The organism is Streptomyces sp. NBC_00539 (assembly GCF_036346105.1).
Classification (GTDB): Bacteria; Actinomycetota; Actinomycetes; order Streptomycetales; family Streptomycetaceae; genus Streptomyces.
This window is the reverse complement of sequence record NZ_CP107811.1, coordinates 1,807,853-1,832,359: the sequence shown is the minus strand read 5'-3', so window position 1 is coordinate 1,832,359 and position 24,507 is coordinate 1,807,853. Positions and strand designations below refer to the sequence as shown.

The following is a 24,507-nucleotide window of genomic DNA, read 5'->3' as shown; positions in this document are numbered from 1 at the left end:
GACCTGCGCCGTGTCAGCTGTGTGCCGCGCCGCCCGGGGCCGGAGGGGTGATCGGCGGCGTGCGGTCCGTGGAGGACTGGAGGTCGGCGTCGAGCCGGGACAGGTCGGCGTTCAGCGCCGCCATCAGCTCCTCCATCTGCTGGAGCAGCCCCTTCGGCGCGCCGCCTGCCGGGGCGGGCGCGGCGGACTCCCGCCGGTCCTGGTCGTCTGCCGGGGCGGGGGCCTCGTCGTGCGCCGCCCGACCGGCGCGCCCGTTCTGCCCGGCCTGCCCGGCCTGCCCGGCCTGCCCGGCCTGCCCGGACTGGTAGCTCTGCGGGTTCTGGTGGCGGGTCTCCGGCACGGCCTCGTGGGACATGGCGGCCTCCTCGGCCCTGGCCCTTCCACGAGGGAAGGGCGGTGGACGGACGCACCGGACGGGAGCCGCCGGCACGCGGGCCGGGCGGTCCGGCTCCGTCCGAGCCAACGACCACCTTCCACGCTGGTCACTGGCGCGGCGCGCCGCGGGCCGTCCGGTTGACGGAGATTCACCCCGCAGGGGTGGGCCCGAGGCAGGATAGGAACATGGATCTTCGCATTTTCACCGAGCCGCAGCAGGGCGCCGGCTACGAAACCCTCCTCAGGGTCGCCCGGGCCACGGAGGAGCTCGGTTTCGACGCATTCTTCCGGTCGGACCACTACGTGAGCATGGGGTCCACCGACGGCCTGCCCGGCCCCACCGACGCGTGGATCACCCTCGCCGGCCTGGCCCGCGAGACCAAGCGGATCCGGCTGGGCACGCTGATGACAGCCGGCACGTTCCGGCTGCCCGGAGTGCTCGCCATCCAGGTGGCCCAGGTCGACCAGATGTCCGGCGGCCGCATCGAACTCGGCCTCGGAGCCGGGTGGTTCGAGCAGGAGCACAAGGCGTACGGGATCCCCTTCCCGGCGGACCGGATGGCCAGGCTGGAGGAGCAGCTCGCCATCGTCACCGGTCTGTGGGCCACCAAGCCCGGCGCCACCTTCGACTACCAGGGCGTCCACTACCAGTTGGAGAACTCCCCGGCGCTGCCCAAGCCCGCCCAGACCAAGGTGCCCCTCCTCATCGGCGGCCACGGAGCGAAGCGCACCCCGCGCCTCGCCGCCCGGTACGCGGACGAGTTCAACATGCCGTTCGCGTCGATCGCGGACAGCGAGCGGCAGTTCGGCCGGGTCCGGGAGGCCGCCCGGGAAGCCGGCCGCGGGCCCGGGGACCTCGTCTACTCCAACGCCCTGGTGGTGTGCGTCGGCAAGGACGACGCCGAGGTGGCCCGCCGGGCCGCCGTCATCGGCCGGGACGTGGACGAACTCAAGGCCAACGGCCTGGCCGGCTCCCCGGCCGAGGTGGTCGAGAAGATCGGCGCGTACGGCGCCATCGGCTGCTCCCGCGTCTACCTCCAGCTTCTCGACCTCCACGACCTCGACCACCTGGAGCTGATCTCCGCCCAGGTGCTCTCCCAGATCGGCTGAGGGGAGGCCACGGCCCGTGCCCCGTGCGTCAGGCCCGCTCGCCGCGGCACTCGCCGAGCGGGTGGTGCTCTTGGACGGCGGACTGAGCAACCAGCTCACCGCCCGGGGCTGCGACCTGTCCGGCGGCCTCTGGACGGGCCGGGTGCTCGCGGAGCGGCCGGACCAGGTGGAGGCCGCCCACACCGCGTACGCGCGGGCCGGCGCCGAGGTGCTCATCACCGCGAGCTACCAGGTCGGGTACCGGGCGCCGGAGGCCGGCGTACTGCTGCGCCGCAGCGTCGAGGCGGCCGGCCGCGCGGCCCGGGCCGCGGACCACGAGGTCTGGGTGGCCGCCTCGGTGGGCCCGTACGGGGCGGTGCTCGCGGACGGCTCCGAGTACCGCGGCCGGTACGGCCTCGGCGTGGCGGAGCTGGCCGCCTTCCACCGGCCCCGCATCGAGGCGCTGCTGGAGGCGGGGCCCGACGTGCTGGCCCTGGAGACCGTCCCGGACACCACCGAGGCCGAGGCCCTGCTCGGCGTGCTCGCGGGGACGGGCGCACCCGCCTGGCTCAGCTACACCGTGGCCGGCGGCCGCACCCGGGCCGGCCAGCCCCTCGCCGAAGCCTTCGCCCTGGCGGCCGACACCCCGAAGGTCATCGCGCTCGGCGTCAACTGCTGCGACCCCCAGGACGTGGGCCCCGCCCTCGAAGCGGCCGCCTCCGTCACCCGCAAGCCGCTGCTGGCCTACCCGAACGACGGCTCGGTCTGGGACGCGGCCACCGGCCGGTGGCACTCCCCGCCCACCCCGCCCCCCTGGGACCTCCCCGCCTGGCGAGCCACCGGCGCCCGCCTCCTCGGCGGCTGCTGCCGCATCGACCCCGCTGCCATCGAGGCCCTGGCCGCGCGCCTGCGCGCGGGGTAGCCCGCGCTGCCGCGCAGGGCCCCGCCGCCCCCTCGCAGGCCGGTGGTCCACCGACGGCGCGCCGACAGCGCCGGGCCGCCAGGCCGCAGTGCCGCACGGCCGGAGTCCCGGGCTCCCGGCTCCCGGCCTCCCGGGCTCCGGGCTCCCGGCCTCCCGGCTCCCGGCCGCGCCACCGGCCGTGCCCCGGCCCCCCCCGCATGAGGGGCGGCTCGACGTCGGCCCGCGTCGGCGGCGTCCCCTCGGCTTCCCCTCCCCGGCCGGTCATGTGACCCGTCGCCACGGCCCGTTCCGGACCGCGGCCCCTGCGGGCTTGCCGCCCGCGGGGTCGGTGGAGACGCCGCACTCGCCGCCGCGGGCGTCGGCCGCTCCATCCCGTTCGGTGCCCCCTGCGGCAGGGCCGGCGGTGGCCGCCCCCGCCTCCCCCCCGCTGCCCAAGGTGCCGTGGCTGCCGCCGCGGGAGCGAGACGCTCGCCCGGGCAGGGCCACGTCCTCGTGGGTGCCGCTGTGGCCCACGGGGTGGACCAGCTGCCCCTTCGTCGAAGGGCCGCTTCCCAGCGGAGCCCGGCGCGCCCCCGCCGACGGTCGTCGCCGCGCCGGCGGACCGGACCGGCCAGGCCGCTCCGTTCCCGCCCGGCGCAGACAGCGGTCACCCTCGTACCGGACGTCATCGGGCGCTCGCCGACGCAGGGAACTCCGCCTCGGGACGCACCGCATCCGACGTCGCGGGCCGGACCTCGAAGACCGCCCGGACAGGGGCCGCGCGCCGCGCAGACCGCTCCGTGGAAGTGCCCGGCCGCCTCGAGCCGGCCCGCAACGCCGGCATTGCTGCGGATCCCCCACACCGACGCCGCCCGTGGCCGCACCCCGCGCGGCATCCGCAGCAATGCCGGCTGCCACGGCACGATCAGCGACGTGATCGCCCGGGGCCGGCCCGTCAACCGCCGCACCACCCTCAGGAGGAGCCGCATGGAATTCGTCACGCAGCAGCCCACCAGCAAGGCGCCGGCCGAATGGTTCACCGGCGACGTCTGGTGGGACGTCATCGTCGCCGGACAGGAACCCTCCCGCATGCGGGTCAACCTGGTGCGCTTCTCACCCGGTGCCCGCACCAACTGGCACTCCCACGCCGTCGGCCAGACCCTGCACGTGGTATCCGGCACCGCCCTCGTCGGCACCCGCGACGGCACCGTCCTCGAAGCCCGTCCCGGCGAGACCGTCAGCTGCCCGCCAGGCGAGGAGCACTGGCACGGTGCCGCCCCCGACCGGTTCATGGAACACCTCGCCATGTGGGAAAGCACCGGCGACGGCACGCCCGAGACCACCTGGGCCGAGCCCGTCACCGACCGGCAGTACGGCAACCCCCGCACCCGGAACCCCTGAGGGCTGTCCGGGCGATCCTCTCGGGCCCGGGGAGATCGCCCGGAGGCCCTGGGCTCCGCCGCGAAATCCGTTGGCCCGGGCCCGAACCGGCAGTCATGCTGAACCGCATGTTCCTGACGATCACCACCACCGGCACGGCCGAAGAACCGGCTACCGACCTGGGCTTCCTGCTGCACAAGCACCCCGCGAGGGCGCAGGCGTTCAGCACTTCCCACGGCACCGCCCACGTCTTCTACCCCGAGGCTTCGGCCGAACGGTGCACGGCCGCGCTGCTGCTGGAGGTGGACCCGCTCGCGCTCGTGCGGCAAGGCCGGGGCAAGGGCCGGGGAGGGGCGCCGGACGCCGCGCTCGCGCAGTACGTCAACGACCGCCCCTACGCGGCGTCCTCCCTCTTCGCCGTCGCGCTCAGCGCAGTGTTCCGCAGCGCGCTGGCAGGACACTGCACCGCCCGGCCCGAACTCGCCGGGCGGGCACGGCCGCTGCGCATCGAGATACCGGCGCTCCCCGCCCGGGGCGGCGCCGAGCTCGTGCACCGGCTCTTCGGACCGCTCGGCTGGGAGAAGGTCACCGTCACCCCGGTACCGCTCGACGAGCGGTTCCCGGAGTGGGGCGACAGCCGGTACGTGCGGCTCGTGCTGGAGGGTGAGGTCCGCCTCGCCGACGCCCTGCGCGGGCTGTACGTGCTGCTCCCCGTCCTCGACGACGCCAAGCACTACTGGATCGCCCCGGACGAGGTCGACAAGCTGCTCCGCGCGGGGGACGGATGGCTGGCCGAACACCCCGAGCACGCCCTGATCACCGCCCGTTACCTGGCCCGGCACAAGCGGCTCACCCAGGACGCGCTGGGGCGCCTGGAACTCCTGCGCCTCACGGAAGCGGAGGGCGCCGGTCCCGATGACACGGAGCCCGATGACACCCAGTCCGATGACGCCGTACCCGAGGACACCGAGCCCCATGACGCCGTCCCCGAGGGAGCCGTGGACGGCGAAGAGGCCCCGCAGCGGCCCGTTCCGCTCGCCGCGCGGCGCCGTGCGGCGATCCTTGGCGCGCTGCGCGCCGCGGGGGCGGCGCGGGTACTCGATCTGGGCTGCGGGGAGGGACACCTCGTACGGGACCTGCTCGACGACGTGGCCTTCACCGAGATCATCGGCGTCGACGTCTCCGTGCGCGCCCTCGGCATCGCCGCGCGGCGCCTGCGGCTGGATCGCCTGGGGGAGCGTCAGAGTTCCCGTGTCGCGCTGATCCAGGGCTCGCTCGCGTACACCGACAAGCGGCTGACCGGCTACGACGCGGCGGTGCTCAGCGAGGTCATCGAGCACGTGGACCTGCCGCGGCTGCCCGCCCTGGAGTACGCGGTGTTCGGCGCGGCCCGCCCGCGCACCGTCGTCGTGACCACGCCGAACGTCGAGTACAACGTCCGCTGGGAGTCGCTGCCCGCCGGCCGGGTCCGCCACCGCGACCACCGCTTCGAGTGGACCCGCGCCGAGTTCCGCGGCTGGGCGGAGCAGGTCGCCGCCCGGTTCGGCTACGCCGTCGCCCACGCACCCGTCGGCGACGACGACCCCGAGGTGGGGCCGCCGACCCAGATGGCCGTCTTCACCCGCGCCCAGGACCACACCGAGACCCCGAAGGAGGGTGAGGCGGCATGACCACCACCGGGAGCACCACCGAAACCGGGAGCACCACCGAGACCGGGACCACCACCGGGACCGAGCCCACCACTGAGACCGGGGCCGCCCGTACCCGCGTCCTCCCCGTCACCGACCTGTCCCTCGTGGTTCTGATCGGAGCAACGGGGTCGGGCAAGTCCACCTTCGCCCGCAGGCACTTCAAGGCGACCGAGGTGATCTCCTCCGACTACTGCCGGGGCCTGGTCGCCGACGACGAGAACGACCAGAGCGTCAGCAAGGACGCCTTCGACGTCCTCCACTACATCGCCGCCAAGCGGCTCGCCGCCGGCCGCCTCACCGTGGTCGACGCGACCAGCGTGCAGCCGGAGGCCCGGCGTCAGCTCGTGAAGCTGGCCCGCGACCACGACGTGCTGCCCATCGCGATCGTCCTCGACATGCCCGAAGCCGTCTGCGCCGAACGCAACGCCGCCCGCCCCGACCGGGCCGGTCTGCCCCGCCGGGTCATCCAGCGCCACCGCTCCGAGCTGCGCCGCTCGCTGCGCGGCCTGGAGCGCGAGGGTTTCCGCAAGGTGCACGTCCTGCGCACCGTCGAGGAGGCCGAGACCGCCGAGGTGGTCCGGGAGAAGCGGTACAACGACCTCACCCACCTCACCGGCCCTTTCGACATCATCGGCGACGTCCACGGCTGCTCCTCCGAGCTGGAGACCCTCCTCGCCAAGCTCGGCTACACGGACGGGCTCCACCCGGAGGGCCGCACCGCCGTCTTCGTCGGCGACCTCGTCGACCGCGGACCGGACAGCCCCGGCGTACTGCGCCGCGTCATGGGCATGGTCGCCTCCGGCAACGCCCTGTGCGTGCCCGGGAACCACGAGAACAAGCTCGGCCGTTACCTCAAGGGATCCAAGGTGCGGCTGACCCACGGCCTCGCCGAGACCGTCGAACAGCTCGGCCGCGAGCCGCAGGAGTTCGTCCGGGAAGTCCGGACGTTCATCGCCGGCCTGGTCAGCCACTACGTGCTCGACGGCGGCAGGCTGGTGGTCTGTCACGCCGGGCTGCCCGAGAAGTACCACGGCCGCACCTCCGGCCGGGTCCGCTCGCACGCGCTGTACGGGGAGACCACCGGCGAGACGGACGAGTTCGGCCTGCCCGTGCGCTACCCGTGGGCCGAGGACTACCGCGGCAAGGCGGCGGTGGTCTACGGCCACACCCCGGTCCCGGACACCTCCTGGATCAACAACACCATCTGCCTGGACACGGGAGCCGTCTTCGGCGGCAAGATGACCGCCCTGCGCTGGCCGGAGCGCGAACTGGTCGACGTACCGGCGGAGAAGGTCTGGTACGAGCCGGTCAAGCCGCTGGCCGCCGAGGCCCCCGGAGGACACGAGGGACGGCCCCTCGACCTGGCCGACGTCCACGGGCGCCGCGTCGTGGAGACCCGGCACCTGGGCAACGTCACCGTGCGCGAGGAGAACGCGGCCGCGGCCCTCGAAGTGATGAGCCGCTTCGCGGTGGACCCCCGGCTGCTCCCGTACCTGCCGCCGACCATGGCGCCGGCGCCCGCCTCGGCCGCCGCCGACGGCTACCTGGAGCACCCGGCGGAGGCGTTCGCCCAGTACCGCGCCGACGGGATCGGGCGGGTCGTGTGCGAGGAGAAGCACATGGGCTCCCGGGCCACCGTCCTCGTCTGCCGTGACGCGGCGGCCGCCCGCGAGCGCTTCGGGGTGCCGCAAGGACCCACGGGCTCGGTCCACACCCGCACCGGCCGGCCGTTCTTCACCGACCCCGAGGTCACCGAGGAGGTCCTCGGCCGGATCCGGGCGGCGGTCACCGACGCCGGACTCTGGGAGGAACTGGCCACCGACTGGCTGCTGATCGACGGGGAACTCCTGCCCTGGTCGCTCAAGTCCACCGGCCTGCTCCGCAACCAGTACGCCGCCGTCGGCGCCGCCTCCGGGGCCGTCTTCCCCGATGCCCTCGCCGCTCTCGCGGCGGCCGGCGCCCGGGGCGTGGACACCGGCGCCCTGCTGGAGCGCCAGCACGCCCGGGCCGCCGACGCGGCCGCCTTCACCGAGGCCTACCGGCGCTACTGCTGGACCACCGACGGGCTGGACGGCGTACGGTTCGCGCCGTTCCAGCTGCTCGCGGCGGCCGGGCGGTCGCTGGCCGCGGTGCCGCACGACGAGCAGCTGGCCTGGCTGGACCGGCTCGTGGCGGCCGACGAGGCGGCCGGCACCGGCCTGCTGCGCCGGACCGGCCGGTTCTACGTGGACACCGCCGACGAGGACTCCGTACGCGCGGGCGCCGAGTGGTGGCTGGAGCTCACCGGGGCCGGCGGCGAGGGCATGGTGGTCAAGCCGCTCCAGGCCTACGCCCGGGACGCCAAGGGCCGGCTGGTGCAGCCGGGGCTCAAGGTGCGCGGCCGCGAGTACCTGCGGATCATCTACGGCCCCGAGTACACGCGCGCCGACCACCTGGAGCGGCTGCGCGGGCGCTTCCTCGGGCACAAGCGCTCGCTCGCGCTGCGCGAGTACGCGCTGGGGCTGGAGGCGCTGGACCGGCTGGCGGACGGCGAGCCGCTGTGGCGGGTGCACGAGGCGGTGTTCGCCGTGCTCGCCCTGGAGTCGGAGCCGGTCGACCCGCGCCTGTGACCACCGGCCCGCGCCTGTGACCACCGGCCCGCGTGCAACGGCGCCGCCCACGCGTAAAGGCGCCGCCCCCGTACGGCCGCTAATTAGGTCGTATGGGGGAACTTTGCCCGAGAACTCCGGGAAACCCACCGGCGGGATCGTTCATCCAGGGCAGCGGAATGTCCGCGACCCTGGAAGGACGGAACGTCACCTATGAAGATGACCGCGCGCGGAAGCATTGCGGCGCTCATGACCTGTATGGCCGCGGCCGGCGCGGCCACCCCGGCCGTGGCCGACTCGGTTCCGGTGGGTGTCCCGCTGGACGCCGTGAAGACCACGCTGGGCGTGGACGCCCCGCGCGTGGCCACCGGGGTGCCGGTGCCGATGGTGGGCGCGCCCGAGGCGCCGCGCCTGCACACCGGCGACCTGCTCCCGACCCCCCTGCTCCCGGTGGTCCCCGTCACCATGGACCTCGGCCACACGCTCGTCAGCTCCCCGCTGCCGAACCTGGCGGGCCGCCCCGAGACGGACGGCGAGGGTTCCCTGGACGCCCCCGAGACGAAGCTGCACGCCCGGACCCCCGGCGCGATCGTGGGCGCCCCGCTGTCGATGCCGGACGGCAGCAACTTCGGGATCCCGAACGTCATCACCCCCAAGCTGGGACTGTCCGCCCCCGAGCTCGTGGGTACCCCGGCGGCGCTTCTCGGCCTGCGCTGAGCGTTCCGCGGACAGGGTCCGGCCGACGCCGGGTCAAAAGGCCGTCCGGTCTGGGAACGTGTAGGGCATGGGATTCCATGTCGACTCCGAGACCGGGCGGCTGCGCCGCGTCATCCTCCACCGGCCCGACCTGGAGCTGAAGCGACTCACACCGAGCAACAAGGACGCCCTCCTCTTCGATGACGTGCTGTGGGTGCGCCGCGCCCGCCAGGAGCACGACGGCTTCGCGGACGTGCTGCGCGACCGGGGCGTCGAGGTACACCTCTTCGGCGACCTGCTCCGCGAGGCCCTGGAGATCCCGGAGGCGAGACACCTCGTCCTGGACCGGGTCTTCCACGAGAAGGAGTACGGCCCCCTCGCCACCGATCACCTGCGGCAGATCTTCGACGGCCTCACCTCCGACCGGCTGGCGCAGGCGCTGGTCGGCGGCATGACCAAGCGCGAGTTCCTGGAGCGGCACGTCGAGCCGGTCTCCGTCCGCTTCCACGCGCTGGAGCTGGACGACTTCCTCCTCCAGCCGCTGCCCAACCACCTGTTCACCCGGGACACCTCCGCCTGGATCTACGACGGCGTCTCCATCAACGCCATGCGCTGGCCCGCCCGCCAGCGCGAGACCGTGCACTTCGAGGCGATCTACAAGCACCACCCGGTGTTCACCTCCTCCGGCGCCTTCCACTACTGGTCGCAGGGCCTGGCCGACTACCCGTCCACCATCGAGGGCGGTGACCTGCTGGTCATCGGCAACGGCGCCGTACTGATCGGGATGAGCGAGCGTACGACGCCGCAGGCGGTGGAGATGCTGGCGCGCGGACTGTTCGCAGCGGGGTCCGCGACGAGCATCGTGGCGCTGGACATGCCCAAGCGGCGGGCCTTCATGCACTTGGACACGGTGATGACGATGGTGGACGCGGATACGTTCACCCAGTACGCGGGCCTGGGCATGCTGCGCTCCTACACGATCGAGCCGGGCGCCGGCGCGAGCGAGCTGAAAGTGACCGACCACCCGCCGGAGCACATGCACCGGGCCATCGCCGCGGCCCTCGGCCTCGGTGGCATCCGGGTGCTCACCGCCACCCAGGACGTGCACTCGGCGGAACGCGAGCAGTGGGACGACGGCTGCAACGTGCTGGCGGTGGAGCCGGGCGTGGTCGTCGCGTACGAGCGGAACGTCACCACCAACACCCATCTGCGCAAGGAGGGCATCGAGGTGATCGAGATCCCCGGCAGCGAGCTGGGCCGCGGCCGGGGCGGCCCGCGGTGCATGAGCTGCCCCGTGGAGCGGGACGCCATCTGACCCAGGGGCGGAAGGGCCGCAGCGCGTCAGGGGGGTCTGTATATCAATACGGAAGGTCGTATAGACTTCCAACATCCCCTGTCAGCGTCACCTTGGAGCGTCCCCATGGCCACCGACCTCGTCGGCCGCAGTTTCCTCAAGGAGCTCGACTTCACCGCCGCCGAGTTCCGCGGTCTGCTCGAGCTCGCCGCCGCCCTCAAGGCCGCCAAGAAGAACGGCACCGAGCAGCAGTACCTCAAGGGCCGCAACATCGCGCTGATCTTCGAGAAGACCTCCACGCGCACCCGCTGCGCCTTCGAGGTGGCCGCCGCCGACCAGGGCGCGAGCACCACCTACCTCGACCCCACGGGTTCCCAGATGGGCCACAAGGAGTCGGTCCGCGACACCGCCCGCGTCCTCGGCCGGATGTTCGACGGCATCGAGTACCGCGGCGACAGCCAGGGCACCGTCGAGGAGCTGGCGGCGTACTCGGGCGTGCCCGTCTTCAACGGCCTCACCGACGACTGGCACCCCACCCAGATGCTGGCCGACGTGCTCACCATGACCGAGCACGCGGGCCGGCCGCTGGAGCGGATCGCCTTCGCCTACCTCGGTGACGCCCGCTTCAACATGGGCAACTCCTACCTGGTGACCGGCGCGCTGCTGGGCATGGACGTACGGATCGTCGCGCCGAAGGCGTACTGGCCGGCCGAGTCGGTGGTGACGGCGGCCCGCGCGCTGGCCGGGGCGAGCGGCGCCCGGATCACCCTCACCGAGGAGATCGCCGAGGGCGTCGCCCAGGCCGACTTCGTCGTCACGGACATCTGGGTGTCCATGGGCGAGCCCAAGGAGGTCTGGGACGAGCGGATCCGGCTGCTTTCCCCGTACGCGGTGACCATGGACGTGCTGCGGGCGACCGGCAACCCGGACGTGAAGTTCATGCACTGCCTGCCCGCCTTCCACGACCTCGGCACCCAGGTGGCCCGCGACATCCACGCCACGCACGGCCTGGAGTCCCTGGAGGTGACGGACGAGGTGTTCGAGTCGGCGCACTCCGTCGTCTTCGACGAGGCCGAGAACCGGCTGCACACCATCAAGGCCGTCCTCGTGGCGACCCTCGCGGCGCCGGGTACGCAGCTGCCCGCATAGTCATACGCGCACTCACCCGGGGCCGGCCCCCACAGGCCGGCCCTCCGAGAGTCGTCGCGTTTCTGTGACGGCAGTCACGACTCGGTGATACCGTCGGACCGTGAGCCCCTTCATCGGTTCCACCCCAGCGACCGAACGGTGGCGCCACCTCCGGGTGACCCGGCAGGACGGCGTGGCCACCGTCACCCTCGACCGGCCCGAGAAGCTGAACGCTCTCACCTTCGGCGCCTACGCCGACCTGCGCGATCTGCTCGCCGAACTCTCCCGCGAACGTTCCGTGCGCGCCCTCGTCCTGGGCGGCGAGGGACGCGGCTTCTGCTCCGGCGGAGACGTGGACGAGATCATCGGCGCCACCCTGGCCATGGACACCGCCCAACTCCTCGACTTCAACCGGATGACCGGCCAAGTGGTCCGCGCCGTGCGCGAATGCCCCTTCCCCGTCATCGCCGCGGTCCACGGCGTCGCCGCCGGAGCCGGGGCCGTCCTCGCGCTCGCCGCCGACTTCCGCATCGCCGACCCCACCGCCCGCTTCGCCTTCCTCTTCACCCGCGTCGGCCTCTCCGGCGGCGACATGGGCGCCGCCTACCTGCTGCCCCGCGTCGTCGGCCTCGGGCACGCCACCCGGCTGCTGATGCTCGGGGAGCCCGTACGCGCGCCGGAGGCGGAGCGGATCGGCCTGCTCAGCGAGGTCACCGATGAGGGCAAGGCCCACACCCGGGCCGCCGAGCTGGCCGCGCACCTGGCCGCCGGACCCGCCCTCGCCTACGCGCAGACCAAGGCGCTGCTCACCGCCGAGCTGGACATGCCGCTGGCCGCCTCGGTCGAACTCGACGCCAACACGCAGGCACTGCTGATGCACGGCAAGGACTACGCCGAGTTCCACGCCGCCTTCACCGGGAAGCGGCCGCCGGAGTGGAAGGGCAGGTAGCGCCGTGCCCCTCGGAACGAAACTGCGGGTGGCCGTGGTGGGCGGGGGACCCGGCGGACTGTACTGCGCCGCGCTGCTGGCCGGGCAGGGCCACACGGTCGAGGTCCGCGAACGCAACGCCCCCGACGACACCTTCGGCTTCGGGGTGGTCCTCTCCGACGAGACGCTGGGCGGCATCGAGCGCGCCGACACCGTCGTGCACGCCGCCCTGAGCGCGGAGTTCACGCGCTGGGACGACGTGACCGTGGTGCACCGGGGCCGGATGCTGACCTCCGGCGGCCACGGCTTCGCCGCCCTGGGGCGCCGACGCCTGCTGGAGATCCTGCACGGGCGCTGCACCGACCTCGGCGTGACGCTCCGCTTCCACACCGGGGCACCGGACGCGCACGCGCTCGCCGCGTCGTACGACCTGGTGGTCGCGGCGGACGGGGTGCACAGCGCGACCCGGGAGGGCGGGGCCGGACACTTCCGGCCGACCGTGACGACCGGCCGCTGCCGCTACATCTGGCTCGCCGCCGACTTCGCCTTCGACTCCTTCCGCTTCGAGATCGCCGAGACCGAGCACGGCGTCATGCAGCTGCACGGGTACCCGTACGCGCCCGACGCCTCCACGGTGATCATCGAGATGCGGGAGGAGGTGTGGCGGGCCGCGGGTCTCGACCTGTGCGACGAGGACGAATCGGCGGCCCGCTGCGCCAAGACCTTCGCCGAGGCCCTGCGGGGACGGCCCCTGCGCGGCAACAAGTCGGCCTGGACCCGGTTCCGTACCGTCGTCAACGCGCACTGGTACCACGGAAACGTGGCCCTGCTCGGGGACGCCGCGCACACCGCGCACTTCTCCATCGGCTCCGGCACCAAACTGGCCGTGGAGGACGCCCTCGCGCTCGCCGGGGCCGTCGCCGCGCAGCCCGACGACGTACCGGCCGCCCTGGCCGCCTACGAGGCCGCCCGGCGGCCCGCGGTGGCCAGCACCCAGCGCGCGGCGGCCGCCAGCATGCGGTGGTTCGAGGAGATCGCGGGGTACGTCGACCAGCCCGCCCGGCAGTTCGCGTTCAACCTCCTCACCCGCAGCCGCCGGGTGACCCACGACAACCTGCGGATGCGCGACGCGCGCTTCACCCGGTCGGTGGAACGGGACTTCGGCTGCCCCGACGACGGGGGAACCCCGCCCATGTTCACCCCCTTCACCCTGCGCGGACTCACCCTGCGCAACCGGGTCGTGGTCTCACCGATGGACATGTACTCGGCGCGCGAGGGGGTGCCGGGCGACTTCCACCTGGTGCACCTCGGCGCCCGGGCCCTCGGCGGCGCCGGCCTGGTCATGACCGAGATGGTGTGCGTGAGCGCCGAAGGGCGGATCACCCCGGGCTGCGCGGGCCTGTACACGGCGGAGCAGACGGCCGCCTGGAAGCGGATCGCGGACTTCGTCCACACCAGCGCGCCCGGAGCCGCGCTCGGCGTCCAGCTCGGCCACTCCGGCCGCAAGGGCTCGACCCGGGTGATGTGGGAGGGCATGGACGAGCCCCTCCCCGAGGGGAACTGGCCCGTGGTGGCGGCCTCCCCGCTGCCGTACCGGCCCGGCGTCTCCGCCGTCCCGCGCGCCGTCGGTACCGCCGAGATGGCCGCGATCCGGGCGGATTTCGTCGCGGCCGCCGGCCGGGCCGCCGACGCCGGCTTCGACCTGCTGGAACTGCACTGCGCCCACGGATACCTGCTGTCCGGGTTCCTCTCCCCGCTCACCAACCACCGCACCGACGCCTACGGCGGCTCCCTGGACAACCGGCTCCGCTTCCCGCTGGAGGTGTTCGACGCGGTGCGCGAGGCGTGGCCGCAGGACCGCCCCATGACCGTCCGGCTCTCGGCGACCGACTGGGCCCCCGGAGGCACCGGCCCCGAGGACGCCGAACGCATCGCCGCCGCGTTCGCCGCCCACGGCGCGGACGCCATCGACGTCTCCACGGGCCAGGTGGTGGCGGACGAGGCCCCCGAGTACGGGCGCTCGTACCAGACGCCGTACGCCGACCGGATCCGCAACGCCCTCGGCGTCCCGGTGATCGCCGTCGGTGCGATCTCCTCCTGGGACGACGTGAACTCACTGCTCCTGGCGGGGCGCGCCGACCTGTGCGCGGTGGGCCGGCCGCACCTCTACGACCCGCACTGGACCCTGCACGCCGCCGCCGACCAGTCCTACACCGGCCCGGCCGCGCCCTGGCCGGCCCCCTACCGGGCCGGCAGCCGCAAACCGCCGACCGGGCGCGGGTAGGGGCGGCGTATCAGACGGCCGCCAGCTCGACCCGGTCCTCCACCGGGGTGTAGCCGAGCCGCTGGTAGACGCCGTTGCTGGTGGGGTTGGCCAGGTCCGCGTAGAGCAGCACCTCCGTGGCGCCGGCCCCGTACGCCGCTTCGCTCACCGCGTGCGTGACCCCGGCGGCATAGCCCCGGCCGCGCAGCTCCGGCGGGGTGTAGACGGGGCCGACCCGCGAGACCGAGCCGACCGGGCGGAAGAAGCCCGCCATCGACACGGGCGTACCGGCGTGCTCCCACAGCAGCATCCCGCCGTACGAGAGCCGGTCCCGCAGGGTCGTCTCGGAAGCGCTTCCCGGCTCACCGGACTCGCGCTTGAACGCGTTGACCCACTCCACCAGCAGCGGCAGGTGCGCCTCGGTCGCGACCAGGGGCCGGCCCTCGGGGACGGGGTGCGGGGCGATCAGGCCGGCCAGCCGGTACAGCCGGTCCTCCGCCTCGATCCGCGACGGCTTGCCCCAGGACGCGGCCAGCACGGCCGCATCCCGGCGCCGGACGTTGAAGCCGTCGACCCCGGCCAGCAACGGCTCCACGGACAGCGCGGCGCCCAGCGCCTCCACCGCATCGGCCGGCACCGCGCCCAGCAGCAGCGGGCGCGGCGGGGTGCGCAGCAGCCCGCCGGACACGGCCCCGTCGGCGCCGGTCCACCAGCCGAAGAACGGGGTGTCCGGCCCGTAGGCCGTCGGGCCGCGCCGCTCCAGCGCGTCCATGGCGGTCAGCAGGGAGGTGTTCTCCACGGGCCGTGCGGCGACGGCCGGGCGGGCGGCGGCCACGAAGGCGGCGAAGTCGGTGGTGAGAGTCCAGGTCATGCGGCCCCATCCTGTCCACCGCCCGGCCCGCCCGCACCCCATTTCACCGCCGGGGGCCGTCCCGGCCCTGCCGGCACCGCCCCGACGACAGGGACGACGGGCCCTAGGGCTGCACGAACGCGGCCCCGGCGTCCCGCAACCGGGCGTGCAGTTCGGCGAACACGGCCGCCGCGCGGTCGCCCGGCCAGTCCGCCGGCAGCAGCTCCCTCGGCAGCCCCGGGTCGGCGTAGGGGAGCCGGCGCCAGCTGTCCAGGGCCAGCAGGTAGCCGCGGTAGGCCTGCTCGGGGGTCGGACCGGGGCCCGACTGGAGGGCCCGCAGCTCCGGTTCCTGCTGGTCGAGGAACTCCTCGTGCTGCTTGGCCAGCGCCGTCAGGTCCCACCAGCGGGCCACCGCCTCGGCCGTCGGCGCGAAACCGAGGTGCGCGCCGCGGAACAGCTCCACGTACGGCGTCAGGTGCAGCCGCTCCATGGTGCGGCCGGTCTCCTCGTACAGGTGCGCCGGGGCGATCCAGACGCCCGGCGCCACCGCGCCGAAGCCCAGCCGGGCGAGCCGGGAGCGCAGCAGGTGCCGCTTGTGCCGTTCCTGCTCCGGGACGGAGAAGACGGCGACCAGCCACTCCTGCGACAGCCGGGGGGACCCGTAGATCCGCCGGTCGCCGTCCTCCAGCAGCTGCCGGGCCTCCTCGGACAGCTCGTACGCGGCTGCCCCGTCGGCCGCCCGGGCGGGCAGCAGGAAGCCCCGCCGCTTCAACCGGGACACCGACGAGCGGACGGAAGGTGCGTCCACGCCGGCCGCGCCCAGCAGGCGGATCAGCGCGGACACCGGGACCGGGCCGTCGAAGGCCCTCCCGTAGGCACCGTAGAACGTGACGATCAGGGATCGCGGGGTGTGCTGCTCGGCCACGGGTTCACTCTAGATCGCGCAGGCGGAAGCGTTGAAGTTTCCCCGTCGGCGTCCGGGGGAGAGCGGAGACGAAGACGAAGGCGCGCGGGCACTTGTGCGGCGCCAGCTCGGTGCGCATGAAGGCCCGCAGCGTCTCCTCCGTCAGTGTGACCCCGTCGCGCGGCACGGTGTACGCGACCGCGATCTGACCGCGGCGTTCGTCGGCGCGCCCGATCACCGCGGCCTCCACCACGTCCGGGTGGCGCAGCAGGGCCTCCTCGACCTCGGGACCGGAGATGTTGTAGCCCGAGGAGATGATCATGTCGTCGGCGCGGGCGACGTACCGGAAGTAGCCGTCCGCGTCGCGCACGTACGTGTCCCCGGTCAGGTTCCATCCTTCCCGCACGTACTCCGTCTGACGCGGATCGGCCAGGTACCGGCAGCCCACCGGTCCCCGGACGGCCAGCAGCCCCGGCTCCCCGTCCGCCACGGGCCGCCCCGCCGGATCCACGACACGGGCCTCCCAGCCCGGCACCGCGCGGCCGGTGGTGCCGGGCCGGATGTCCTCGTCGGCGGCCGAGATGAAGATGTGCAGCAGTTCGGTGGCCCCGATGCCGTTGATGATGCGCAGTCCGGTGCGCTCGTACCAGGCCTGCCAGGTCGCGGCCGGCAGGTTCTCGCCCGCCGAGACGCAGCGGCGCAGTGCGCCGAGGTCGTAGGCACCCGCGTCATAGGGGCCCAGGGTGTCCAGCATCGCCCGGTAGGCGGTGGGCGCGGTGAACAGGACCGTCACCCGGTGCTCGGCGAGCGCCGGCAGCAGCTGCCGCGGCGCCGCCTGTTCCAGCAGCAGCGAGGACGCCCCGGCCCGCAGCGGGAACACCACCAGGCCGCCGAGCCCGAAGGTGAAGCCGAGCGGGGGACTGCCCGCGAACACGTCGTCGGGGCGGGGGCGCAGCACATGGCGGGAGAAGGTGTCGGCGACGGCCAGCAGGTCGCGGTGGAAGTGCATGCAGCCCTTGGGGCGGCCGGTGGTACCGGAGGTGAAGGCGATCAGGGCCACGTCGTCGGCGGAGGTGGCGGCGGCGGGGAACGGCCCCGAGTGCCGTGCGGCGAGCCGGAGGAGGTCGCCCGGGTCCCGGCCGCCGTACGGGGTGATCCGCAGGCCCGGCACCTCGGCCTTGACCAGGTCGTCCAGCGCGTCCACGTGACACAGGGCGTGGCCCGCCCGGGCCATCGCGCACACCGTGGCCAGCTCCTGCGCGCGCTGCTGGGCCAGTACGGTGACCGCCACCGCCCCCGCCTTCATCACCGCCAGCCAGCAGGCGGCCAGCCACGGGCTGGTCGGCCCCCGCAGCAGCACCCGGTTGCCGGGTACGACACCCAGATCGGCGGTGAGGACGTGGGCGAGCCGGTCGACGCGCTCGCGCAGCTCCCCGTACGACCACACCTCGCCGTCCGCCCCCCGGAATGCGGGGCGGTGCGGCCCGAACCGGTCGATGGTGGCGTCCAGCAGCTCCGACCCGCAGTTCAGCCGGTCCGGATAGGCCAGCTCGGGCAGGTCGAACAGCAGGCGCGGCCAGGTTTCGCCGGGCGGGAGACGGTCGCGGGTAAAGGTGTCGACGTGCGCGGAAGGCTTGAGCTCCAAGGCTGGTTCGCCCCCTCGGGACGGTCGCGGGTCGCGTGACGAGCGTATCGTGACGGTGACGGCAGTCAACAGGACGCGATAGATGCGGGGTTGTTTGCATGACCGGATTCGCGCTCGGGGTGGATGAAGAGGAATGGTGCGGGCGGCTGCGCGCGCTGGCGGCGCAGCGGCTGCGACCGCTGGCCGAGAAGGGCGAGCCGGGCCGGGTCAACCGGCCTCTGCTGGCCGCTCTCGGGGAGGAGGGCCTGCTGGAGCGGGTGTTCGTCTCGGGCGCGCTGGAGCTGTGCCTGCTGCGGGAGTCGCTGGCGTACGGCTGCACGGAGGCCGAGACGGCGCTGGCCCTCCAGGGGCTGGGGGCGTACCCGGTGCTGCGCGCCGGCAGCCCGACGCAGCGGGAGCGGTGGCTGCCGGGGGTGCGGGCGGGCCGGCTGGTGGCCGCGTTCGCCCTCAGCGAGCCGGGCGCCGGCTCGGACGCGGCGGCGCTGGCGCTGTCGGCGGAGCGGGACGGCGGGGGGCCCGGCGCAGCCGTCGGCAGCGGCGCGGACGGCGGGGGCTGGCGGCTCACCGGGGAGAAGCGGTGGATCTCCAACGCCCCGGAGGCGGATTTCTACACCGTGTTCGCCCGTACGGGTGAGGGTCCCGGGGCGAGGGGCATCACCGCCTTCCTCGTCCCGGCGGACCGGCCGGGCCTGACGGGCGAGGCGCTGGACATGCTGTCCCCCCACCCCATCGGCTCGCTCTCCTTCGACGGGGTCCCGGTCGGCCCCGAGGACGTACTGGGCGAGCCGGGGCGCGGGTTCCGCGTCGCGATGGACACCCTGAACCTGTTCCGGCCCAGCGTCGGCGCCTTCGCCGTGGGCATGGCCCGGGCGGCACTGGACGCGACGCTCGCGCACACCGCGGGCCGCGGTGCCTTCGGCGGGGTCCTGGCGGACCTCCAGGCGGTGGCGCACCGGGTGGCGGAGATGGCGACGCGGACCGAGGCCGCCCGGCTGCTGGTCTACGCGGCCGCAGGCGCCTATGACAGCGGCTCCCCGGAGGTGCCGAGGCGGGCGGCCATGGCGAAGCTCCTGGCGACGGAGACGGCCCAGTACGTCGTGGACCACGCGGTGCAACTGCACGGCGCGGTCGCCCTCCAACGGGGCCACCTGCTGGAACACCTGTACAGGGAGGTGCGTGCGCCGCGCATCTATGAGGGGGCCAGCGAGGTCCAGCGCACGATCATCGCGAAGGAGCTCTACCGGGAGGTGGCCGCGCGATGAGCGTGGAACGCATCAATCCGGCGGAACTCGCCCCGCCCGCGGGCTTCTCGCACGCCGTCGCGGCGACCGGCTCCCGCCTGGTGTTCCTGGCCGGCCAGACCGCGCTGGACGGCTCCGGCAAGGTGGTGGGGGAGACCTTGCCGCAGCAGTTCGAGCGCGCCCTGTCCAACCTGCTGACGGCGCTCGCCGCGGCCGGTGGGACCCCGGCGCAGCTGGCCAGGGTGACGGTGTATCCGGTGGACGTGGAGTCGTACCGGTGTCACGCTCCGGAACTCGGCCGTATCTGGCGGGCCCTGGCGGGCCGGGACTATCCGGCGATGGCGGTGGTGGGGGCCGTCAGGCTGTGGGACGAGCAGGCGCTCGTCGAACTCGACGGCATCGCCGTCCTGGACTGACGGTGCGGTGCGGGTGCCTTTGACAGCGGGTGGGGGAAGAGAGAGGGTGGAAATGTCCTCTTCGTAAGGAACATCCCCAAATTCTCGGAGGTGCATCGTTATGCGCCGTGGGATCATCGCAGCTGTCGTGGCGGGGGCCGCCGGGGTGACGCTCGGCCTCATGCCGGTGAGCGGCGCGTTCGCCGCCACCCACACGAGCCTTCCGCAACACAGCCAGCAGCACTCCAACTACTCGCGCGGCCACGACTCGCGCGACTGCGGCAACTCCTCCCGCTGGAACGACGACGACAGCGGCAACTGGCGCAACGCCGGCTGGAACCACGACCACGACAACGGCTACTGGAACGACGACCACGGGAACTGGAACGACGACAACGGCAACTGGAACGGCGGTGGTTGGGACAACTCGTCGGGCTACGGCCATGACGACGGAGGCCGCTGGTAGGTGGCCCGGCGGGGCCCGTTGACACCGTCAGCGGGCCCCGCCGTACGTCTTGATCACGTCGTTGATCAGATGCCGGGAGTCGTCGGCGCCCAGGGCCTGGGCCTGCAGGTGGTCGAACATGATCTGGTACGGGTACCGGTCGGCGTGCTTCTCCAAGTACAGGTCGCTGGTGAAGCGTTCCAGGTAGACGACCCCCGACTCGGACTCCGGATAAGTGAGGAGGGAGAACTGCCCCAAGACCCCGGGGTGGGCCCCTGAGCTGTGGGGCAGGACCTGCACGGTGATGTGCGGCTGGGCGCCAAGGGAGTTCAGGTGCTCCAGCTGCTCCCGCATGACCTCGCGGTCGCCCACCGTCCGGTGCAGTGCTGATTCGTCCAGGATGGTCCATAAGCGCAACGGGCGGGCGGGATGGTGCGCGCGGTGTTGGCGCCGCAGGCGCACGTCCAGGCTGACGGCGGCCTGTTCCTCCGTGGGGTACGGGAAGGACGCGGCGATGACCGCCGCCGCGTAAGGGGGAGTCTGCAGCAGCCCGGGCACCAGCAGTGCGTCGTAGGAGTGGATCGAGGCCGCCGCCGTCTCCAGCCCGATGTAGACGCCGTAGGGGACGTCGCCGCAGGACACCCACCAGCCTTGGCGGCCCGATTCCTTCGCCATCCGCATCAACGAGTCGACGACGGCCTGGTCGGTGATCCCGTAGATCCGGCACAGGTCGCGGCCGTCGCGCGGGTTGATGGGGCGCCGCCCGGTCTCGATGAGACTGATCTTGGGCTGGGACACCATCAGGCGTTGCGCCACCTGCGAGGACGTCATGCCCGTGGCCTTGCGGAGCTGCCGGAGTTCCGCGCCCAGGCGGCGCCTTCTGACGGTGGGATTGCCGTTGCCCGACATGGGCGGTGTACCTCCAGCTCAAGACATCACGCAGAGGTCACCTCACCCCACGGCCTACATCGGCAAACGCATTGTGCATAGGCCGCCCGACACGCGCGACATCCGCGCGGCCAACATCATCAGTTCGGCCTAATGCGCCCGGCTGCGGAGCTCAGTTCACAGGTGCTCGCCTTGCAGGGCGTGGGCCCCCGCGGCGATGACCTCGGCGAGTCGGTTCGCCACGTCCGTGCTGCACCCCCCGAGCCGGACGAGACCGCGGCAGCCGACCGGTCCGTCGTTGCAGAGCGAGGGCAGGGTCAGGCCGGCGAGGGAGAGCGCGGCCTGGAGGTTCGTGACGGCTTCCTCGCCCGCGTGGTATGCGGCGTCCTGGCTCCGCTTGTACCGGAGTCGCTCGGCGTGGGTGAGCTCGTAGGGCATGGTGCTGTCCTCTCAGGAGACGTCGGGAAACGTGTGGGGGGTGAGGGCGTGCGCCACCCGGGCGGCGGGGCGTGGCCCCGGCGCGGCCCGGGCCCCGTGGAGGGCCGCCGGTCACGGCGCACACCCGTAGGGCTGAGACCGGGCGCAGCCCGTGACTAATGCGTTTTGATCTTCGTTCTCGTAGTGCAAGTGATCACGCTCCTCGGCCGGGGGGAAGGGAAGCAGTGTCGGAGGGGCGGGAGTTCACGATCCGTAGCGGAATCTCGGAGGGGTAGCGGCACGGGCGGCCCTCTGGTCCATCACCGGGTAGTCGGGGATCGCGCTGTCCGGGCTGCTCACGACGGTCGGTGGCCGGAGCAGGGAGAACGTGCGGCCGCGGTGTCGTGGAACGGCTTGCCGGGGCGGTCGTGTCAGGGTGATCTGGCGGACGAGCTGCTGGAGGCAGGCCAGCGCGGCGATCGGTGGGAGCGTGGCCGCCGCCTGGGCGGCGAGCGTGCTGGGTGCCTGGGCGACGCACAGGAGCGTGGCGAGGGTGGAGAACAACAGGACGATGGACCAGGAATGGACCGCGCGCCGCTGATGTAGGGCGGCCCGGAGGATGGACAGCGAAGCGGTCACCCACGGCCCGTAGATGAGCAGCGGCCACCAGTTGACGACGTCGTCCGCCGTGCGCGGGCCGGCGCTGTGACGCAGGGCCTCGCAGATGGCCAGACCGCTGAAGATGCTCACGACGGCGGCGATGACGGCGACCAGCAGGGCGGTGAAGAAACTGCCCGTGCCGAACAGGGTCACCACGGACGTCTTCGCCGGGGTCCGGCGGTGCCCGGTGCGGGCCGGCGGGACCGGCCTTTCGAAGACTCCCGGCGCCGGCTCGGTGACCGCGCCCACGGCGGCGCCGGTTTCGCCGGTCTCGTCGAAGCCGTAGTGGTCGAACGTCTCCGCCGGCCTCGGCTGCCTGGCCTCCTGGAGGAGGTGGGCCAGTTCTTCGGCCGGATCCCACGGGATGTCCACCTCGTCAGGCCCCAGGAGCGGTTGCTGGTGGGCGACGTGCCATCCGCTGCCGTCGTGCCGCTCGTACTGCTCAAACACGGGGGATCTCGCCGGAGCACTCGCTGACGACGGTCTCGGCCGGCCCCGTGAGCGGCGAGCGCCGGCTGAACTCGTCCTGGATCCGGTTCATCGCCTCCAGGAAGTCCTCGAAGATCGAGGACGAGTAGTGGAGGTCCACCTCACGCCGCTGGCTGCGCAGGGTCGCGCCCTTGTCGGGGGTCCAGCTCGTGTACGTCCATTTCCCCGCCCTCGTGGTGCCGGCACTCATGCCGAGCCCCAGACCGCCCGCGCTCCGGAGAAAAATTTCTGCGTGGTTTGCATTTGTCATAGTCCATAAACGGATCCGGAGCCGGGGAGGGTGCGGGCCGTTCAGGTGACGGCGAGTGTGCGGTAAACGGGGCTTGACCAGTGTCTTTTATCATTTCTGCGGTTGTGGCAATCGGCTGACAAGGCGCAACCCCGCATATGCCGGGACGTTATGACGTGGGTGAGCGGGCCAGACGGCCGACGCCCTGCCACCAGTCACCGGAGAGGAACCGCTGTGCCAGACATGCTCCTGAGAATCGCGCTGATCTGCGCTGTCCTGGGCACGGGATGTGCCGCTTGGACCTCATCCGGAGTCGGCCGTATGCACTCCATGGACGTCCGCGAGCTGCGTCGCCAGCAACGCTTCAAGCACGTCCTGACCGCCAACTCGGCGGCGGCGAAACGAGAGGGGGAAGGGGCGCCGGCCGTGTCGGCAACGGCCGGCGTCTCCGTCTGTACCGAGTGCGGTGCCTCGTCGGGCGGGCTGTGAGCCGGTGCTCCGCGGGGTGCGCCCGACACCGGCCTGCCGGCGGTTTCAGCCTTCCAGCAGGGTTCCCATCCACTCCTCGATCCCGCTGACCGTCCGCGGCAGGGCGCCCGACATCAGTCGGGCGCCCGTCGCCGTGATGACCAGGTCGTCCTCGATGCGCACCCCGATGCCGCGCAGTTCGGCGGGCAGCGTCTCGTCGTCGGGCTGGAGGTAGAGGCCCGGTTCCACCGTGAGGACCTGGCCCTCCTCCAGCACCCCGTCCAGGTAGGTCTGCGCCCGCGCCTTCGCGCAGTCGTGGACGTCCAGCCCCAGCATGTGGCCGCTGCTGCACAAGGTGTAGCGCCGGTGCAGGTCACCCTCCGCGTCCTTGAGGACCCCCCATTCCGCGAGCCCTTCCGCGATCACCCGCATGCCCGCGCGGTGGAAGTCCCGGAAGCTCGCGCCCGGCCGCAGCGCGGCGATGCCCGCTTCCTGGGCGGCCAGGACCAGTTCGTACACCTGCCGCTGGACCGGGGAGAACCGTCCCGACAGGGGGAGGGTGCGGGTGATGTCCGCCGTGTAGAGGGTGTCGGTCTCCACTCCCGCGTCCAGCAGGAGCAGATCGCCCCGGTCCAGGCGGCCGTCGTTGCGGATCCAGTGCAGCACGCACGCGTGCGCGCCCGAGGCGGCGATCGTGTCGTACCCGGTCCCGTTGCCCTCCGCCCGGGCGCGCAGGCCGAAGACCCCCTCGATCCAGCGCTCGCCGCGCGGGTGTTCCAGCGCGCGCGGCAGGGACCGTACGACGTCCTCGAACCCGGCCGCCGTGTGGTCCACCGCCGACTGGAGCTGGTCCACCTCCCAGGCGTCCTTCACCAGGCGCAACTCGGAGAGCGCGGTGGCGAGTCCGGCGTCACGTGAGGCGTCGCGGCCCGTCGGTGAGCCGAGGGAGTCCAGGTGGGCGCAGCGGATGCCGGTCAGGGCCTGCGCCTCGGCCAGGTCGGCGCGGCGGCCCACCCAGAACTCCCCGTACCGGCGGTCCCGGTAGAACTCCTCGTTGCCGTCCGCGCGCGGTGAGCGCGGGCGCAGGTACAGCACGGCCTCGTGTCCGTGCGGGCCCGAAGGCTCCAGCACCAGGACGTGGCCCACCTGGTCCTCGCCGGTCAGACCCGTCAGCCAGGCGTACGCGCTGTGCGGACGGAAGCGGTAGTCGCAGTCGTTGGAGCGGACCTTGAGTTCGCCGGCCGGGAAGATGAGCCGCTCGCCCGGGAAGAGCGCCGACAGGCGGGCCCGGCGGGCGGGGGTGACGGCGGACGCCGGAATCCCGCTCGAGCCGCTCAGCGGTGAAGGGGCCCAGCCGCCCGCCATGAAACGGGACAGCTCCGGAGAGACGGGCAGGTCATGGCTGCCGATGTGGAGGCGGGAGGAGGCATCGGTCACGGGGGCTCCCTGGAAGAGAAGCGAACTGGTGGGCGCACAGGGGTTGTCAGTGCAATTTCACATTACTATGTTACAGCTCACACCGCGCCGCGTTAATCCCCGTCAA

General features: G+C 73.1%; 23 protein-coding genes. 14 read left to right on the top strand and 9 right to left on the bottom strand.

What is annotated here, in order from left to right; translation table 11 throughout:
* Positions 1–13: 13 nt before the first annotated feature.
* Entirely contained in the window at positions 14–355 is a 342-nt protein-coding gene (locus tag OG861_RS07925) for a hypothetical protein (RefSeq protein WP_330261992.1), read from the bottom strand.
* Positions 356–561: 206 nt separating this feature from the next.
* Here OG861_RS07925 and OG861_RS07920 point away from each other — a divergent pair, with 206 nt between their 5' ends.
* From OG861_RS07920 to OG861_RS07875, 10 genes are all read left to right on the top strand, one after another.
* A complete protein-coding gene (locus OG861_RS07920; protein ID WP_330261591.1) occupies positions 562–1,485 on the top strand; it encodes an LLM class F420-dependent oxidoreductase in 924 nt (307 codons plus the stop codon).
* A gap of 16 nt (positions 1,486–1,501) precedes the next feature.
* Entirely contained in the window at positions 1,502–2,386 is an 885-nt protein-coding gene (mmuM, locus tag OG861_RS07915; protein ID WP_330261590.1) for a homocysteine S-methyltransferase, read from the top strand.
* A 966-nt stretch (positions 2,387–3,352) separates the two neighbouring features.
* Complete coding sequence (locus tag OG861_RS07910; protein ID WP_330261965.1) at positions 3,353–3,766, top strand: (R)-mandelonitrile lyase; 414 nt, start codon at positions 3,353–3,355, stop codon at positions 3,764–3,766.
* 107 nt (positions 3,767–3,873) lie between these two features.
* Positions 3,874–5,415, top strand: coding sequence for a 3' terminal RNA ribose 2'-O-methyltransferase Hen1 (locus OG861_RS07905; protein ID WP_330261589.1), 1,542 nt, complete (start codon positions 3,874–3,876; stop codon positions 5,413–5,415).
* Positions 5,412–8,045, top strand: a complete 2,634-nt coding sequence (locus OG861_RS07900) for a polynucleotide kinase-phosphatase (RefSeq protein WP_330261588.1) — start codon at positions 5,412–5,414, stop codon at positions 8,043–8,045. Before OG861_RS07905 ends, OG861_RS07900 begins: the two co-directional genes overlap by 4 nt.
* A gap of 192 nt (positions 8,046–8,237) precedes the next feature.
* On the top strand, positions 8,238–8,741 hold the full coding sequence (locus OG861_RS07895; RefSeq protein ID WP_329375135.1) for a hypothetical protein: 504 nt from the start codon (positions 8,238–8,240) through the stop codon (positions 8,739–8,741).
* A 67-nt stretch (positions 8,742–8,808) separates the two neighbouring features.
* Positions 8,809–10,035: an arginine deiminase gene (locus OG861_RS07890; RefSeq protein WP_329199124.1), complete on the top strand. Its 1,227-nt coding sequence runs from the start codon at positions 8,809–8,811 to the stop codon at positions 10,033–10,035.
* 105 nt (positions 10,036–10,140) lie between these two features.
* Complete coding sequence (gene argF / locus OG861_RS07885) at positions 10,141–11,163, top strand: ornithine carbamoyltransferase (protein ID WP_330261587.1); 1,023 nt, start codon at positions 10,141–10,143, stop codon at positions 11,161–11,163.
* 100 nt (positions 11,164–11,263) lie between these two features.
* Positions 11,264–12,091, top strand: coding sequence for an enoyl-CoA hydratase family protein (locus OG861_RS07880; protein WP_330261586.1), 828 nt, complete (start codon positions 11,264–11,266; stop codon positions 12,089–12,091).
* Positions 12,092–12,095: 4 nt separating this feature from the next.
* Positions 12,096–14,354: a bifunctional salicylyl-CoA 5-hydroxylase/oxidoreductase gene (locus tag OG861_RS07875; RefSeq protein ID WP_330261585.1), complete on the top strand. Its 2,259-nt coding sequence runs from the start codon at positions 12,096–12,098 to the stop codon at positions 14,352–14,354.
* Between the two features lie 10 nt (positions 14,355–14,364).
* Here OG861_RS07875 and OG861_RS07870 read toward each other — a convergent pair whose 3' ends face one another.
* The 3 genes from OG861_RS07870 to OG861_RS07860 form a co-directional block, all read right to left on the bottom strand.
* Positions 14,365–15,204 carry a GNAT family N-acetyltransferase gene (locus OG861_RS07870; protein WP_329199132.1) on the bottom strand — a complete coding sequence of 280 codons (840 nt, stop codon included), beginning with the start codon at positions 15,202–15,204 and terminating at the stop codon, positions 14,365–14,367.
* 103 nt (positions 15,205–15,307) lie between these two features.
* Positions 15,308–16,108, bottom strand: a complete 801-nt coding sequence (locus OG861_RS07865; RefSeq protein WP_329199134.1) for a PaaX family transcriptional regulator — start codon at positions 16,106–16,108, stop codon at positions 15,308–15,310.
* Positions 16,109–16,112: 4 nt separating this feature from the next.
* Entirely contained in the window at positions 16,113–17,732 is a 1,620-nt protein-coding gene (locus OG861_RS07860; protein WP_330261584.1) for an AMP-binding protein, read from the bottom strand.
* Between the two features lie 98 nt (positions 17,733–17,830).
* Here OG861_RS07860 and OG861_RS07855 point away from each other — a divergent pair, with 98 nt between their 5' ends.
* The 3 genes from OG861_RS07855 to OG861_RS07845 all read left to right on the top strand — a co-directional run bounded on the left by OG861_RS07855 (position 17,831) and on the right by OG861_RS07845 (position 19,834).
* Positions 17,831–18,994: an acyl-CoA dehydrogenase family protein gene (locus OG861_RS07855; RefSeq protein WP_330261583.1), complete on the top strand. Its 1,164-nt coding sequence runs from the start codon at positions 17,831–17,833 to the stop codon at positions 18,992–18,994.
* Complete coding sequence (locus tag OG861_RS07850; protein ID WP_329199140.1) at positions 18,991–19,389, top strand: RidA family protein; 399 nt, start codon at positions 18,991–18,993, stop codon at positions 19,387–19,389. Before OG861_RS07855 ends, OG861_RS07850 begins: the two co-directional genes overlap by 4 nt.
* 100 nt (positions 19,390–19,489) lie before the next feature.
* Positions 19,490–19,834 carry a hypothetical protein gene (locus OG861_RS07845; RefSeq protein WP_330261582.1) on the top strand — a complete coding sequence of 115 codons (345 nt, stop codon included), beginning with the start codon at positions 19,490–19,492 and terminating at the stop codon, positions 19,832–19,834.
* 27 nt (positions 19,835–19,861) lie between these two features.
* On the opposite strand, the gene OG861_RS07840 is transcribed toward OG861_RS07845, so the two are convergent.
* The 4 genes from OG861_RS07840 to OG861_RS07825 form a co-directional block, all read right to left on the bottom strand.
* A complete protein-coding gene (locus OG861_RS07840) occupies positions 19,862–20,722 on the bottom strand; it encodes a helix-turn-helix domain-containing protein (RefSeq protein WP_330261581.1) in 861 nt (286 codons plus the stop codon).
* 156 nt (positions 20,723–20,878) lie between these two features.
* Entirely contained in the window at positions 20,879–21,139 is a 261-nt protein-coding gene (locus OG861_RS07835; RefSeq protein WP_329199146.1) for a hypothetical protein, read from the bottom strand.
* A 243-nt stretch (positions 21,140–21,382) separates the two neighbouring features.
* Positions 21,383–22,228, bottom strand: a complete 846-nt coding sequence (locus OG861_RS07830) for a hypothetical protein (protein WP_330261580.1) — start codon at positions 22,226–22,228, stop codon at positions 21,383–21,385.
* A complete protein-coding gene (locus OG861_RS07825; protein WP_329199150.1) occupies positions 22,221–22,457 on the bottom strand; it encodes a hypothetical protein in 237 nt (78 codons plus the stop codon). Before OG861_RS07825 ends, OG861_RS07830 begins: the two co-directional genes overlap by 8 nt.
* Positions 22,458–22,817: 360 nt before the next feature.
* Here OG861_RS07825 and OG861_RS07820 point away from each other — a divergent pair, with 360 nt between their 5' ends.
* Entirely contained in the window at positions 22,818–22,985 is a 168-nt protein-coding gene (locus OG861_RS07820) for a hypothetical protein (RefSeq protein ID WP_329199152.1), read from the top strand.
* A gap of 45 nt (positions 22,986–23,030) precedes the next feature.
* Here the strand turns inward: OG861_RS07820 and OG861_RS07815 are convergent, their stop codons facing one another.
* A complete protein-coding gene (locus OG861_RS07815) occupies positions 23,031–24,401 on the bottom strand; it encodes an aminopeptidase P family protein (protein ID WP_330261579.1) in 1,371 nt (456 codons plus the stop codon).
* Positions 24,402–24,507: the final 106 nt, after the last annotated feature.